A 14,547-nucleotide genomic window follows, 5' to 3' on the forward strand; every position below is an offset into this window, starting at 1 on the left:
TTATCGCTTAACCCGATATGGATGACTGGTTTATTCAGTTTTCTGCTGGTTTCGCTCCTGCCTTAGGCTTTTTGAGCCTTTTCAGCCACTCTACAAAATCATCCACAAAGGTAAACACCACCGGCACCACCAAAAGGCTAAGCAGGGTGGAGGTGATGAGGCCGCCGATCACGGCAATCGCCATGGGGGATCTAAAGCTTGGGTCTACGCCAATACCCAGTGCAATGGGGAACATCCCCGCGCCCATGGCGATGGTAGTCATAACAATGGGGCGAGCGCGTTTTAAGCCTGCATCCATGAGTGCATCAAAACGGCTCATTCCCTCTCGGCGGGCGACGATGGCGTATTCCACGAGCAAGATGGAGTTTTTAGTGGCAATCCCCATCAGCATAATTAGCCCAATTAGCGTTGGCATCGAAAACGAGCTTTGCGCAATCAGTAGCGCCAAAAAGGCCCCGCCGATAGATAAAGGCAGCGCGGCTAAAATAGTGATTGGCTGCATAAAGTCTTTAAACAGCAACACCAGCACCATATAAATACACAGTACGCCAGTCAGCATGGCTATACCAAAGCTGGCAAACAGTTTTTTCATCTCTTCTGCATCGCCAAAAGCGGCGCGCTCTACTCCCGCTGGTAATTGCTTTAAGCTGGGGAGTTGATCGACTTCATTGCTTAAGTCTCCCAGTGATCTGCCATTCAGCTCAATATCAAAGATCACATTGCGGGCTCTATCGTAGCGATCAATCTGGCTAGGGCCGGATGAAAGCGCGAGCTCGGCGACTTGCCCAAGGGTGACGTCACCGCTTTTGGCGGGCACTTTCAGCCGTTTAAGTTGTTCTAAATCTTGGCGGGTGCTATCTGGCAGGCGCACCATGATGGGGATTTGCCGCTCGGGTAAATTTAGCTTAGCCACCGAGGTATCAAAATCGCCCACGGTGGCCACTCTAATGGTGTCTGAAATGCTGGCGATGCTCACACCTAAATCAGCAGCTCTGGCTAGATCTGGGCGGATGCTTACTTCGGGGCGTACTAAGCTGGCACTGGAAGTGACCGCCCCTACGCCTTGCAGGGTGCGCATATCGCGTTCTACATTTTGGGCGGCCGCCACTAAGATCGCTGGGTCGTCCCCTCGTAAAATCAGCTGGAATTTCTCACCCGATCCACCCAAGCCTACAGCAATACGTACACCTGGAATATCCTGCAATAGCGCGCGCAAACGGGATTCAATATGAGTTTTTTTATCCCTTGTGGTGCGCTCAGTCAGGGTTAAGGTGAGATTGGCTTTATTGACTTCGGTGATGCCACCTGCTGCAAACGGATCGCTCCCCGCGCCACCGCCGCCAATAGCGGTATAGATACGGATGATGGATTTTTCACTGCTGAGTATCTTGCGCGCGCGTTCTGCCACGGCTTCGGTTTCATCTAAGGTGGTGCCAGGTGGTAGCTCAATTTTAACTAAGGTTTGCGATCGATCATCGGGCGGAATAAACCCCGTTGGCAGGAGTGGCACCAGCATGAGCGAGCCAATAAAAAACAGTAAAGAGAAGAGGGCGGTGAGTTTGCGGTGCTGCAGGCACCAGCTGGCCATTTTTAAATAGGCCTGCATAATGCGGCCTTCTTTATGGGCATGGCTAATGGGCTTTAAAATATACGCCGCCATCATGGGCGTGAGTAAGCGCGCCACAATCAAGGAAGCCATCACCGCTAGCGCGGCTGTCCAGCCAAATTGCTTAAAGAATTTACCTGGAATCCCAGCCATAAATGCCGTTGGTAAAAACACTGCGATTAAGGCAAAGGTGGTGGCAACCACAGCAAGACCAATCTCGTCGGCGGCCTCCATCGAGGCTTGATACGGCGTTTTGCCCATGCGCAAGTGGCGGACGATATTTTCGATTTCTACAATCGCATCATCCACTAAAATCCCCACCACCAGCGCTAGGGATAATAGGGTGACGGTATTTAGGCTAAAGCCCAAGTAAGCCATGCCAATAAATGCAGGCAAGATAGATAACGGCAGCGCTGCGGCGGATACCAGCGTGGCGCGCCAGTCACGCAAAAACCACCACACCACCAAGACTGCCAATAAGGCTCCTTCCCAAAGTAGTGTCATCGATCCATCGAAGGATTCCTGTACTGGCTCGGCCATATTGTAAGCTTCGGTAATAACAAGGCCTGCGTTAGCTTGTTTGATTTTTTCCAGCGCGGCATGGATACCTGCTGCTACTTCAATCTCACTGGCGCCGCGTGAGCGGCTAATTTCAAAGCCTACAACCTGCTTGCCATCAAGCAGGGCAATCGAGCGACGCTCGGCGGTGGTGTCAGTAATGCTGGCTACTTGGTCTAGGCGAATGCTGCGGCCATCATTTAACGGCAGAATCATTTGCCCTAATTCTGCCGCACTTTGCACCGTGGCTATGGTGCGAATCGCTTGCTCGCTTCCGATTAAATCGCTGCGCCCGCCTGATGCATCGCGCTGAGTTTGGGCCAGGCTTCTGGATACATCGGCGGCAGAAATGCCTAAGGCGGCAAGGCGGGCTGGATCAAGTTCGACGCGCACTTCGCGGTTAATCCCACCTACGCGGCCAAATTTGCCTACGCCAGAAACGGCGCGAATTTCCTTGCTGATTTTGTTATCGACTAGCCAAGAAAGCTGCTCTTCCCCCAAGGTATTAGATGCCACGGTAAACACTAAAAACGGTACGCCAGAGAATTCTACTTTGCCAATAATCGGGTCTTTTAAATCGCTGGGTAATTCGCCACGCACACCGTTGACTGCGTTTCTAACGTCATCAACCGCTTCATTAACGGGTTTTTCTAGGGCAAATTCCACGGTCAGCAGTACGCTGCCATCCTGAATCTTGCTATAAACGTGCTTTACCCCTTGCAAGGCAGAGACCGAGTTTTCTAGTTTCCTAGCCACTTCGGTTTCTAGCTGCGCTGGTGCCGCCCCTGGCTGAATTGCCGTTACCGTCACCAGCGGCAATTCAATATCAGGAAAGTCTTGCACCTTCATGCTTTGAAAAGACAGCACGCCAGCTAAAGACAGTAAGACAAATAACATAATGGCCGGAATAGGGTTTCTGATCGACCAAGCAGAAAAATTCATTACTTATCCTTAAGGACGTGGCTTAGGGGGAGGCGTACACCCATGTACGGTTAAAAAAACAATGCTTTTTAAGTGCCTTCGGCACATTGATTTTGCTGCGGGCGTCTCGCTGGACCTTCCTTTCTTGTGTGGCCAAGAAACGAAGCCAAGCCACAAGCTCAAAGCACGAAAGCTCCTGCGCTGCGGACAATCGAGTCAGCGGCGGGCGCTATTGGCTAAATCCTCGCTCTCAAGCGATCTACCCGCTCCGCTTATTCGGTTCTAAATTGCTGGGTTTTAAAATACTTAAATCTTACAAAACAACTTAATTCAAGCTTTTTTACGTGTTCCCTTGATCTCTGTGTTTCAAAGTTTGGGTCTTATTATTGGGTAGCAACGACTTTCACCACATCACCATCGGCTAAAAATCCTGCGCCGCTTTGGATAACTTTGGCCTCTTTGCTAACGCCATTCACCGCCACGCGATTACTATCTTGTCGCCCCAAGGTAACGCGCTGTATCTTCACTTTATTAGCAGCGCCCAGCACAAATACATGGGCAAAGCCATCGCGCATCACAATGCTATTGCCGGGCAGGGTAAGCACCTCGCCTTGGCCGGTTTGTAGCGTGCCTTTGGCAAACATACCTGGCTTAGCTTCATCCAGTGAGCGGCTTTTTAGATCGACATACACCAGCAGATTGCGGGTACGTGGGTCGACGGTAGGGGCGGCTTTACGTACCACGCCTTCTATTGTCTTGCCGTTTGCTAGGGTGAGGCGGGCTTTTTGCCCAGTCTTGATGTGTAGGGCTTCCGTGGCGCTGACTTCGGCCCGCCATTCCAAGCGGCTTTGCCTTACCAGTTTAAATAACTCCTGCCCCGTTTGAACTACGGCACCCACGGTGGCGCTGCGTGATGAGATCACGCCATCATCGGGGGCCGTGACATGACTTTGCTTGATGCGTAATTGCTGGCTGGCTAGGCGCGCTTTGGCCGCCGCTAAACGCGCGTTAGCAGCGCCTTCTTGCAGCAGCGCCTGCTGGATTTGCTGGGCGCTGAGCGCGCCATTGCTATCAAGCTTTCTAATGCGCTCGGCATTATCGTGTGCTTCATTCCATGCTGCATCGGCCTCGGCAAGGGCGGCTTGCTGCTGGGCGAGCTCAAGCTTGAGTGTTTCGCTAGAAAATTGCGCCAAGACTTGGCCGCGTTTTACTTCATCGCCCACTGCAGCTTGCACTTCGGCCAAGACATAGCCACCAATCTCTGCGCCAACGATTGATTCTTGCCAAGCTTCGATACTGCCATTAGCGCTAATGATTACTGGCCAATTTTGGGTTTGGGGGTGGGTTAGGGTAACGGTCATGGCGGCGCGAGTGGCCTCGGCAGCGGGCTTGGCGATACTTTTTGGCGTGGTAATCAGTGTGATCAAGCCCAGTAGCAGCAGGCAGGCGCTCACGATGGCCAGCTTAGGATGCTGCTTTACTTTGGCGCTTAATTTTTGCATGGAGAATTCATCCAAGAGGCTAAGTTAATAAATAACTGCACAGTTTCAAATAGCGCTTCGGCCTTAGAGGGGTTAGGTTCTTTACAAAGCGTGCCCACCCAGTGCCTTATATAGGGCGATCCAATTTGCGCTTTGCTCTCTTTGTAGTGTGAGTAAACGGGTCTGGGCTGCCAGCTCATAGCGCGCTACTTCTGCAACTTGTAGCTGGCTGGCACTACCCACTTTGTAGAGTGCTTGGCTGGCTTTGAGCTGTACACGGGCGTAGCTGAGCTGGCGTTCTAACTCTGCGGTTCTGCGCTGGCTATCGTCTAAGCGCAGTATGTTTTCTTCTATTTCACGCACGGCTTGGCGTACTTGTATCTGGTAATTGGCGATGGCTTGCTGGTAGCGTGCATAAGCCGCGTCTTGCTTAGCGCTCAGCTCGCCGGCATTAAAAATGGGGATATTAAAGCTGATGCCGTAAGACCAGTTACGGCTATCTATATTAAAGCCTTCGCTGATTTGGCAGCCCACGCAGATCATGCCAAGCAAAGAGGCGGAAGGGTAACGCGCTACTTCACGTACGGCGACATCGGCAGCTGCAGAATCTAGGTTGTAGCCAGCAATACGGATATCAGGGCGCTCGGCCAGCACTTCGGCGGGAACGCTTTTAATTGCAAGGGCTGGGCGAGCAGGCATCAGCCCCGCTTCAGCTGCCAGTATCTCGGCAAGCTTGGCCTCTGGCATCCCGGTGAGCGCCACCAGCGCTTTGAGTGTGACACGGCATTGCGTTGTTAACTCAGCCAAGCGATAGCTAGCATCACTGGCTTCGTTATCTGCTTTGGCGGCATCTACTACGCTGGCTAGACCCACATCTAATTTACTATGCAGTAAATGAGCGCTCAGTTTTTGCGATTGCAGTACTTGATCTGCTAAGTTTGCTTGCCCTTGGCAAGCACGGTAGCTCACCAGCGTATTGGCGACTTCGGCGGCTAGGCTGGCCTCGGCAAGCTGCTGTGCGCTTTCGCTGCTGGCTAGGCCCGCGTAAACGCCTTGTTTGGCTGCGGCAATTCCGCCCCAAAGATCCAGCTCCCAGCGGGCATCTAGGCCTAAGCTGGTTAAATTCTTGGCCGAGCTTGGATTCGGTAAGTTATGTAAGTTACGATTATAGCTAGCTGTGGCACTGATATTGGGCCACAAATGAGCGCCAATCGCTGCGGCTTCTGCACGGGCTTCACTAATTTTAGCTTGAGCTTGCGCCATACTTGGGTGGCTAGCTAGTGCTTGTTGCAGTAAAGTATTTAGCGTTGGATCTTGCCAGCTGGCCCAGCTATTGGTGATTTGTTGCGAAGATAGATGCGGGGCATTCCACTTGCTGGCCGTAGCTAGTGCGCTATCTGCGGGCTTAGGAATTGCTACTGCGCAGCCCGATAGTAGACAAGCCAATCCTAGCAAGCGGAACAGATGCGGCATACAGATCCTTGAACAACGTGATAGGGGATGGGATAGATGTTATTTTTAGGCATAGTTTATGCTGGTCATTATGGTAAATGAGCCATATTACCTAAGGCAACTGTGGTTGGATATTTATCCATATTGATAAAAATATCATGATTTGTTTGCAACTGTCGTAAGATAGCTTTGATCTGCTATTTATTGGCGGTAGCCAAGTTTTTATTGTTAAATGTTTTATGCGGCAATCTCGCCAGATTTGCCGTCTAATGCTAATCTTCGTGTAGTTTTATTACAGGATTTGTTCGATGGCAAAAGGTAATCTATTTGTGGTAACTGCGCCTTCTGGTGCAGGCAAAACCACATTGGTCGCAGCGCTTCTTGCCGCAGACCAAAACGTGCAGCTATCCGTATCATTCACCACTCGCGCTCCACGGCCAGGTGAAGTTGATGGTAAGGATTATCATTTTGTAGCGCGTGAAGTGTTTGAGAAAATGATCCTAAATGGTGATTTTCTTGAGCATGCTGAGGTTTATGGCAATTACTACGGTACCTCGCAAACATGGATCAATCACGCTATTGATACCGGCAGCGATATTTTGCTTGAAATCGATTGGCAGGGCGCAGCGCAAGTTCGTCGTTTGTTTCCAGAGGTTGTTGGGTTGTTTGTTTTACCGCCTTCGGTTGAGGTGTTAGAGCAGCGCTTAAAAAATCGTGGCAAAGATAGCGATGAAGTGATCGAGCGCAGAATGGCGGCAGCAAAAGAAGAAATCAGCCATGTAGAAGAGTTTGATTACGTGATTGTGAACGAGCACATTGACGAAGCCGTGCGCGATATCGTGAGTGCCGTGCGGGCAGAACGCCTGAAATTACATCGTCAAAGCACCCGTCATCAAGTGCTAATCAGTAGCTTAAAAGCGGGCTAAGCCCTTTTAAATATGAAGTTTGCAGATTCACTCGGTAATCTCCTTACGAAGCAGGCAGCTTTCTGCTAGAATCAAGGGTTAGTCGCAGGAATCTGCGAATCACCATCACAAGGGACACTGCCATGGCTCGCGTTACCGTAGACGACTGCCTTAACCGCATCGAAAATCGTTTTGATTTGACCTTAGCTGCAGCTTACCGCGCGCGCCAAATTGCAAACGGTTCTACTCCACAGATCGAGCACAATGGCCGTGAAAAGCCAACTGTACTTGCACTGCGTGAAGTAGCCGCTGGTTTGGTAAGCAAAGATATCTTGATTAAGCGCTCTTAAGCTTTTCTGGCCCAGCTTGCTGGGCCTGTTTTTTTTGGGCTTTGAATATGGAAATGTTATTAGCGGATATAGATTTGCCAGAGTTGGCGAGTGCAGCTCCGGAAGTGTTCGCCGATGCAAATCGTTTTTTATCGCTAAATACCTCGTATTTAAAGCTAGAAGACCGGCAGTTTTTGGCCGCCGCTTTTTGTTTTGCCGATGCCTCGCATCGTGGCCAAACTCGCCGATCTGGCGAGCCTTATATTTCACATCCGCTCGCTGTTGCCACCATTCTTACCCAATGGAAACTCGATGCCCAAGCTTTGGCAGGCGCATTGCTGCACGATGTGATGGAAGACAGCGGTGTTACCAAACTAGAACTCACTGAAAAATTTGGTAAAACAGTTGCCGAGCTTGTCGATGGCATGAGCAAAATCGATAAGCTTGAATTCCAAAGTAAAGAAGAAGCGCAGGCAGAGAATTTTCGCAAAATGCTCTTAGCGATGGCGCGTGATTTACGCGTTATGCTGATTAAGCTTGCAGATCGTTTACACAATATGCGCACTATGGATGCGATGCGTCCTGATAAGCAAAAGCGTATTGCGCGTGAAACGATGGAAATCTATGCGCCAATCGCTAATAGAATTGGCCTGAATAGCGCCTATCAAGAATTAGACGATTTAGCTTTTAAATACTTGCACCCAAATCGCTATGGGGTATTGTCTAAGGCATTAAAAGCTGCACGCGGTAATCGCCGTGAAGTGGTGGGTAAGATTTTAGATGCCATTAAAGATAAATTGGCCGCGGCTAAAATTGAAGCCAGCGTAACGGGGCGCGAAAAAAACCTCTATAGCATTTATCGAAAAATGCAGGAAAAACAACTTAGCTTTTCTGAAGTACTAGATATCTATGCGTTTAGAGTGATTGTAAAAGACGTGCCAACCAGCTATCTCACGCTGGGTTCGTTGCACGCTTTGTTTAAGCCGATTCCAGGCAAATTTAAAGACTATATTGCGATTCCCAAAGCTAATGGTTATCAAAGTTTGCATACCACGCTCTTTGGCCCGTATGGCACACCAATTGAGATTCAAATTCGCTCTGGCGATATGCACCGCATTGCCGATGCAGGTGTGGCTAGCCATTGGATGTATAAAAGTGGCGATGAGGGTTTTTCTGATGTGCAGAAAAAAACGCATCAATGGCTGCAATCTTTATTAGAAATTCAAGCCGAATCGGGCGATGCGGTTGAGTTTTTAGAACATATCAAGGTCGATCTATTTCCCGATCAAGTGTATGTATTTACGCCTAAGGGCAAAATTTTTAATATGCCGGCTGGGGCAAGCTGCGTTGATTTTGCCTATGCTGTGCATTCGGACATTGGTGATAGTTGTATTGCGGCAAAAATTAATCATGAACTAGTGCCATTACGCACTCGCTTAAAAAATGGCGATCAAGTTGAGATTGTTTCTGCGGTACACGCGCGGCCAAATCCGTCTTGGCTGACTTTTGTAACCACCGGCAAGGCTAGATCGCATATACGGCATTTCTTAAAAGGCATGCGCTTTGAAGAATCGGTACTGCTGGGTGAGCGCTTATTAGCCCAAGGTTTTGCTAATTTAAATCAGCCTTTGCAAAATGTCAGTGATGATGTGTGGGATCGCTATTTAAAAGAAAATGGCGAAAAATCGCGTGAAGTGGTTAAAGCAGAATTAGGTTTAGGTAAGCGTTTGGCGGTTGTGGTAGCAAAACGTTTATTGCAATTGGGCGGTAGTTGGCAAGATGAAGCCGCATTAGGTCGCAAACCCGCAGCCGTTGCCGTGCGTGGTGGGGAGGGCATGGCCATTCAATGCGCGCGATGTTGTAACCCTATTCCTGGCGATCCTATTTTAGGCTTTGTTAAAAAAGATCAGGGCCTTGTGATTCATACCCACGATTGCCCGCAAATTGCCCATGGCCGAATTGATAGCGAAAAGCTCATTGATGTGGAATGGGATGCCGATGTGAATCGGCTATTCGATGTGCCTGTGCGTATTTTGGCACAAAATGATAGAGGCATTTTAGCGCAAATTGCATTGGCTATTGCCGATGCCGACGCTAATATTACCGCCGTTGCCACTCAAGAGCCGGAAGGCTTTTCTGAGCGCTATATGCAGATTCAATTTACCTTGCAGGTGAGTAATCGCACGCACTTAGCCAAGGTCATGAAAAATCTACGCCAATTGCCTTCAGCATATCGAATTCAAAGAATGCGAGCTTAAGCGTTTAATTTTTTTATATCTTAAATAAAATACATCATGCAAATTTCAATTAACGGCGAAGCCCGCGAATTTACTGCTCCACTCTCCCTGTTGGATTTAATTGACTTGCTTGAGCTCAAGGGCAAGCGGATTGCAATCGAGCAAAATGGTGAAATTGTCCCTAAAAGTCAGCACGCCACCTCGCTTTTGAGCGAAGGCGATGTTTTAGAAATGGTGGTGGCTGTCGGTGGTGGTTAAGTTCTGGCTAGTGCTTGAATGAGCGAGAGTAAAGCTCGCTCCTACCTGTTTATATTCTGAGTTAAGGGGCTTATATGTCGGATCAATTTCAAATTGCAGGCCAAGCTTATCAATCACGCTTGATTGTGGGCACAGGAAAATACCAAGATTTTGCTCAGACCCGTGCAGCGGTAGATGCCTCAGGGGCAGAGATTATTACTGTGGCGATTCGTCGGGTGAACATTGGTCAAGATGCTAGCCAGCCCTCCTTGCTTGAATATTTACCGCCATCAGAATTCACCTACCTGCCTAACACCGCTGGCTGTTATAACGCCACTGATGCCGTGCGTACTTTGCGCTTAGCTCGGGAGCTATTAGATGGGCATAAGTTGGTTAAGCTAGAAGTACTTGGTGACGCCAATACGCTTTACCCAAATGTGCGTGAAACTTTGATTGCAGTTGAAACATTGGTTAAAGAAGGTTTTGATGTAATGGTTTATACCTCGGATGATCCGATTGCCGCTAAAGAGCTAGAAGACATCGGTTGTTGCGCCATTATGCCTTTGGCTTCTTTAATTGGCTCTGGAATGGGCATCTTAAACCCATGGAATCTGCGGTTGATTATTGAGTCGGCTAAAGTGCCGGTCTTGGTTGATGCTGGTGTAGGCACGGCATCAGATGCGGCGATTGCGATGGAATTAGGCTGCGATGGCATTTTGATGAACACCGCGATTGCTGGTGCAAAAGACCCAATCCTCATGGCCCGTGCCATGAAGCTAGCCGTTATGGCAGGGCGTGATGCATTCTTAGCGGGTCGTATTCCACGAAAACTCTATACGGCAGACCCAAGCTCACCGATTTCGGGCTTGATTGCTGCTAAGTAAAGAAATAAACCCAAACTTTGAGCTCGGAGTTAAAGGATTTGATCCTGAACGGCTAAAGAGCTAAATCTTTCCAATTAAGCTGACGTCTATTTTTCAAGTCGCTTAAATGAAGAGAACACAGCCATCTTGGGTTTCTTTGTCTCTGTGGTTCAATGTTTGGGTTTTGTTATAAAATAAGGTCTAACTAGAAAATACGCCGCGCGATGCGGCGTTTTTGTTTGCAAGGAATCGAGAAATGGAACACCCAAATTACATGCGCCGTATCCGTAGCTTTGTGCTGCGTCAAGGGCATTTATCTTCCGGCCAAGAGCGGGCCATTGCAGAATTTGGTGAGCAATTTTGTATCCCTTATCAGGCTGAAGTTTTAGATCTGAATACGGCTTTTGCCCGCACTGGCCCAAAGATTTTAGAAATTGGTTTTGGTATGGGGGGCCCCACGGCGGAGATCGCCAGCAATAAGCCAGAAACGGATTACCTTGGTGTAGAAGTTCACACGCCAGGCGTGGGCAGCTTGCTGAAGCTATTGGGTGAACAGGGCTTACAAAACGTGCGTATCGTGCAGCACGATGCGGTAGAAGTGCTAGAAAAAATGCTGGCTGCCGATAGTCTTTATGGGGCGCATATTTTTTTCCCTGATCCTTGGCATAAAAAACGCCACAATAAGCGCCGTTTAATTCAGCCAGATTTGGTGAAGCTTTTATGCTCACGCATTAAAAGTGGCGGCTATGTGCACTTGGCCACCGATTGGGAAGACTACGCAATCCAGATGCTAGAAGTGCTTTCTAATGAGCCAACATTGCAAAACACTGCAGAAACTTATGCCGAGCGCCCAGATTATCGCCCGTTGACTAAGTTTGAAAACCGTGGCATCAAGTTGGGCCACGGCGTATGGGATTTGGTATTCCGTAAGCTATAGTCTTTGGAGGTGGCTTGAGCAGAATTCAGTATGCTTGAGTGACGGTGTAAGCCGCTGCGGTTGTAGTGCTTGTCCTTCCTTGCATTCGCTTTTTTACCACTGAATGGGGTATTTCGTGCAATAGCGCTTTATTTTTCCTGATACTTGCCGATAACCCAGAGATGAGCCTGTTTTTTCGTCAGAATAAGGTGGGTAAAAAGTAAATAAAGCGCTATTGGTATTGGATTCGCTGCTTTGGATTAAATACCGGCTGAGCCTAAAAGGTGGGATAAAAATGCGGATTAAACATATTTTACTGTCGCTTGCGACATTACTGGCTTGCGCCGCTACTGCTTACGCGGATGAGGGCAGTAATCAGGTGGTGTCTGCCGCTGGCTATGGCGCTCCGCCGCAAATTGAAGGTTTATCAGGGGCACAGCGCCGCTTAATGTCGATGCGCGCTTCTAAGCTGGATGCTTATCGGGCTTTGGCCGAAACGGTACAAGGCTTTAGATTGGCGGGTAATAGTACGGTGGCGGCTTTATCGGTGCAAAACGATAGCTTTCGCACCTATGTTGATGCCTATTTGCGTGGCGCACGCGTGGTATCGATGAATGCCCTGCCAGAGGGCGCTTATGAAACAATTTTAGAGCTGGATATGTCTAAATTGTCTAGTGAATCTAGCTCAAACCATCCCTATATGATGCGAGGTCGTTAGTGATCAAAGCCAGTGTGCTTAGCTGTTTGCTGCTGAGTAATAGCTATGCAGCAGAAATTGAAGGCTTATCTGCTATTGGCGTAGGCGGTATTCCTATGGCTAAGCAGGAGGCGATTCAAGATGCTTTGATGCAGGCTTCTTTGTGGAATGGGGCAAAAGTAGAAGCCAGTAGTTTGGTTGAGGAAGGCCGAGTCAGCGAGCTGCAGCGGGTCGTGCCGGTGCAAGAGCTAAGCCGGTATAAATTGCTACGTGAATGGCGTGAAGGTAGTTTTTATCATGTACTGATAGAGAGCGACCCTGCACCTGAAGCTACGCAGAGCAAAGTACCTATCGCCAGCGCAGTTACCGCAACTCCAGCAGAAAGCATGGCCGCAGCCCATGCTTTATCGCCGCCAGCCCCGCCGCGTTATCCGCAATGCCCACAGGCAGATTTTGCCTACAGAAAAAAACTATTATTGGCGCATTTCCAGCTACAAAATCCAGCGGATGCAAATGATATTGTGCATTTTCAAGATGGCTTGCAGCAAGAGCTGAGCCGGCTGTTGGCAGCTTCTGATCATTACCTGCCTCTGCGCACGGTCAATGAAGCGGCTTTTAATTTGCAGCCAGGTTTTTATGACCCCATATTGCAACCTGAGCGAGTGAGAGAGCTAGCCCGCCGCTATGGCACTCAGTTTGTAGTGGGGGGCGTTGTGCGGGATATTGGCCCTTATGGCGAGCGCTATAGCTTTGCTTGGGGGAATGATATAAAAAACGGCGAGCGCAGGATTAGTCCTAGCATTCCTATGCTGCAGCTTTCTAGTAGCTTGCCAAGCATCGCTCCTCTTGGGCTGAAAGTAAAGCCTTCATCTCGACGGTTTGAGGCTGATCTATATGTGTTTGATGGTGCCAGTGGTGCCTTATTAAAACAGCAGCGCTTTACGGATTCGGTCACAGGCGAGGTGATGCAAGGCAGCGATTATGTGTTTGGATCACGGCGTTTTTATGACACTGATTTTGGCCAGATGGTTGAGCAGCAATTGGGCAAAATTGTGGCAGGTGTGGATGATGCTTTAGCCTGCCAAGCGTTTGCCGCCAGAATTAGCCGAGTCGAAAAAAACCGCGTCTTTCTTGATGCAGGTAGCACGGCTAGATTGGCTAAGGGTGATAAATTACAGTTGTTCCGCGTAAAAAGCACCAATCAAGTGGTGGCAGCGGTAAATGGGGATAGCAGTATGTCCTTAGGTATGCCAGAAGAATTGGTCAGCGCGGTGACCATTACCCAAGTACAGCCTTTGTTTGCTATTGCAGTTTTAGAAAACGGCAGCATCACCCCAGAGGTGGGAGATTATGTGCGTTTTAGTATGAAGGAATCCCGATGAAGATCCTTAGGCTAACAATTGTAGCCACTATTTTATTAACGATGACAGCTGTAGAGGCCTCCCCTTATCGCTTTGGCCGCAATGGCCGCCGCGTATCAGCGCATCCCGCCCCTGCTAAGGTTGTTCATTCTACCGTCAGCAGTAAGTCAGGGCCAACCGTGCAGGCTAGGCCACAGCCGCACGTTGAAACCTTACCTGCCACGGTTCTGACACGCTCGTCAGCAGCGCCTATAACGAGTAGTGGCATGACGTACTCCGAGCCTAAATTAAGCACAGCACAAGAAAATGAGCTGCGCTGGCGTCTATATAGCTATCCTTAATCCGCTTTAAATACGGGCCTTTAGATAGATTTTGTTTGCAGGGTGTTTTGTACACCTTTGCAAGCATTGCCCCGAATTTTTCTCAGCCACTTCTGCTGTTCTCGCTATTTTACTAGCACTATTGTCATCTAGCAGTCTGTCGGACTTAAGACTGATCTACTACGGAAAAGCCGGATTTGGCCATATTTCACGCATTTTCTCGTTGAATAGCCAGCTATTCGCCTCAAAAACCCGCGAAATCTGTCTCAAACCGGTCTTTCCCTCGCTACGATCGCTTAAGTCCGACAGGCTGCTAGCGGCTAATTCAACTGCTTTCACCTGCTTTTTTTGCTGCACCATCCTCATTTTTGCGACTCATAAACAGCTGCAAATCATTGCATGCAATGCTCACCATTGCATGACACGTAGAAACTCCCTTATACGCTCACTTGTAACTTTATCTGTTTTGAAAGACTATTGCTGCAATGAGAAAAGATAAGCGTAAGTAATAGTAATAAATTAGCTAAAACGATAGTGCTTGTCGTCATGAATTTCCCCGCCATAAACTGACACCTCAGCTTTCAGTCTCCGCTTTCGGTTTACTTCTTAGCGGTGATTTAGTTTCTGTAAGCGAGTGCTTTAACTTTTTAATAAAGGAAACATC

The 14,547-nt window shown here is 48.9% G+C and carries 12 protein-coding genes; 9 read left to right on the plus strand and 3 right to left on the minus strand.

Annotated elements, in window-relative coordinates; genetic code table 11:
- Positions 1–34: 34 nt before the first annotated feature.
- The 3 genes from C1H71_RS12940 to C1H71_RS12950 form a co-directional block, all read right to left on the minus strand.
- On the minus strand, positions 35–3,106 hold the full coding sequence (locus tag C1H71_RS12940) for an efflux RND transporter permease subunit (RefSeq protein ID WP_130106910.1): 3,072 nt from the start codon (positions 3,104–3,106) through the stop codon (positions 35–37).
- A 362-nt stretch (positions 3,107–3,468) separates the two neighbouring features.
- Entirely contained in the window at positions 3,469–4,587 is a 1,119-nt protein-coding gene (locus C1H71_RS12945; RefSeq protein WP_130106911.1) for an efflux RND transporter periplasmic adaptor subunit, read from the minus strand.
- Positions 4,588–4,668: 81 nt separating this feature from the next.
- Complete coding sequence (locus C1H71_RS12950) at positions 4,669–6,039, minus strand: efflux transporter outer membrane subunit (RefSeq protein WP_130106912.1); 1,371 nt, start codon at positions 6,037–6,039, stop codon at positions 4,669–4,671.
- 287 nt (positions 6,040–6,326) lie between these two features.
- Here C1H71_RS12950 and gmk point away from each other — a divergent pair, with 287 nt between their 5' ends.
- From gmk to C1H71_RS12995, 9 genes are all read left to right on the plus strand, one after another.
- Entirely contained in the window at positions 6,327–6,944 is a 618-nt protein-coding gene (gene gmk, locus C1H71_RS12955; protein WP_130106913.1) for a guanylate kinase, read from the plus strand.
- 122 nt (positions 6,945–7,066) lie between these two features.
- On the plus strand, positions 7,067–7,273 hold the full coding sequence (rpoZ, locus tag C1H71_RS12960; RefSeq protein WP_130106914.1) for a DNA-directed RNA polymerase subunit omega: 207 nt from the start codon (positions 7,067–7,069) through the stop codon (positions 7,271–7,273).
- A gap of 47 nt (positions 7,274–7,320) precedes the next feature.
- On the plus strand, positions 7,321–9,510 hold the full coding sequence (locus tag C1H71_RS12965) for a RelA/SpoT family protein (protein ID WP_130106915.1): 2,190 nt from the start codon (positions 7,321–7,323) through the stop codon (positions 9,508–9,510).
- 36 nt (positions 9,511–9,546) lie between these two features.
- A complete protein-coding gene (gene thiS / locus C1H71_RS12970) occupies positions 9,547–9,747 on the plus strand; it encodes a sulfur carrier protein ThiS (RefSeq protein WP_188053256.1) in 201 nt (66 codons plus the stop codon).
- A gap of 74 nt (positions 9,748–9,821) precedes the next feature.
- Positions 9,822–10,610, plus strand: coding sequence for a thiazole synthase (locus tag C1H71_RS12975; RefSeq protein WP_130106917.1), 789 nt, complete (start codon positions 9,822–9,824; stop codon positions 10,608–10,610).
- Positions 10,611–10,845: 235 nt separating this feature from the next.
- Entirely contained in the window at positions 10,846–11,526 is a 681-nt protein-coding gene (gene trmB / locus C1H71_RS12980; protein WP_130106918.1) for a tRNA (guanosine(46)-N7)-methyltransferase TrmB, read from the plus strand.
- 274 nt (positions 11,527–11,800) lie between these two features.
- Positions 11,801–12,223, plus strand: coding sequence for an LPP20 family lipoprotein (locus C1H71_RS12985; RefSeq protein WP_130106919.1), 423 nt, complete (start codon positions 11,801–11,803; stop codon positions 12,221–12,223).
- Positions 12,223–13,584 carry a flagella assembly protein FlgT middle domain-containing protein gene (locus C1H71_RS12990; RefSeq protein ID WP_130106920.1) on the plus strand — a complete coding sequence of 454 codons (1,362 nt, stop codon included), beginning with the start codon at positions 12,223–12,225 and terminating at the stop codon, positions 13,582–13,584. The genes C1H71_RS12985 and C1H71_RS12990 overlap by 1 nt, the downstream gene beginning before the upstream one ends.
- Positions 13,581–13,904 carry a hypothetical protein gene (locus C1H71_RS12995; RefSeq protein ID WP_130106921.1) on the plus strand — a complete coding sequence of 108 codons (324 nt, stop codon included), beginning with the start codon at positions 13,581–13,583 and terminating at the stop codon, positions 13,902–13,904. Before C1H71_RS12990 ends, C1H71_RS12995 begins: the two co-directional genes overlap by 4 nt.
- Positions 13,905–14,547: the final 643 nt, after the last annotated feature.

Source organism: Iodobacter fluviatilis, from assembly GCF_004194535.1.
Classification (GTDB): Bacteria; Pseudomonadota; Gammaproteobacteria; order Burkholderiales; family Chitinibacteraceae; genus Iodobacter; species Iodobacter fluviatilis_A.

Excerpts from the sequence above, each read along its gene's own strand:
- C1H71_RS12950 (WP_130106912.1), bottom strand. The coding sequence starts at position 6,039 with ATGCCGCATCTGTTCCGCTTGCTAGGATTGGCTTGTCTACTATCGGGC.
- C1H71_RS12940 (WP_130106910.1), bottom strand. The coding sequence starts at position 3,106 with ATGAATTTTTCTGCTTGGTCGATCAGAAACCCTATTCCGGCCATTATG.
- C1H71_RS12985 (WP_130106919.1), top strand. The coding sequence starts at position 11,801 with ATGCGGATTAAACATATTTTACTGTCGCTTGCGACATTACTGGCTTGC.
- rpoZ (WP_130106914.1), top strand. The coding sequence starts at position 7,067 with ATGGCTCGCGTTACCGTAGACGACTGCCTTAACCGCATCGAAAATCGT.
- C1H71_RS12995 (WP_130106921.1), top strand. The coding sequence starts at position 13,581 with ATGAAGATCCTTAGGCTAACAATTGTAGCCACTATTTTATTAACGATG.
- gmk (WP_130106913.1), top strand. The coding sequence starts at position 6,327 with ATGGCAAAAGGTAATCTATTTGTGGTAACTGCGCCTTCTGGTGCAGGC.
- trmB (WP_130106918.1), top strand. The coding sequence starts at position 10,846 with ATGGAACACCCAAATTACATGCGCCGTATCCGTAGCTTTGTGCTGCGT.
- C1H71_RS12965 (WP_130106915.1), top strand. The coding sequence starts at position 7,321 with ATGGAAATGTTATTAGCGGATATAGATTTGCCAGAGTTGGCGAGTGCA.
- C1H71_RS12975 (WP_130106917.1), top strand. The coding sequence starts at position 9,822 with ATGTCGGATCAATTTCAAATTGCAGGCCAAGCTTATCAATCACGCTTG.
- thiS (WP_188053256.1), top strand. The coding sequence starts at position 9,547 with ATGCAAATTTCAATTAACGGCGAAGCCCGCGAATTTACTGCTCCACTC.
- C1H71_RS12945 (WP_130106911.1), bottom strand. The coding sequence starts at position 4,587 with ATGCAAAAATTAAGCGCCAAAGTAAAGCAGCATCCTAAGCTGGCCATC.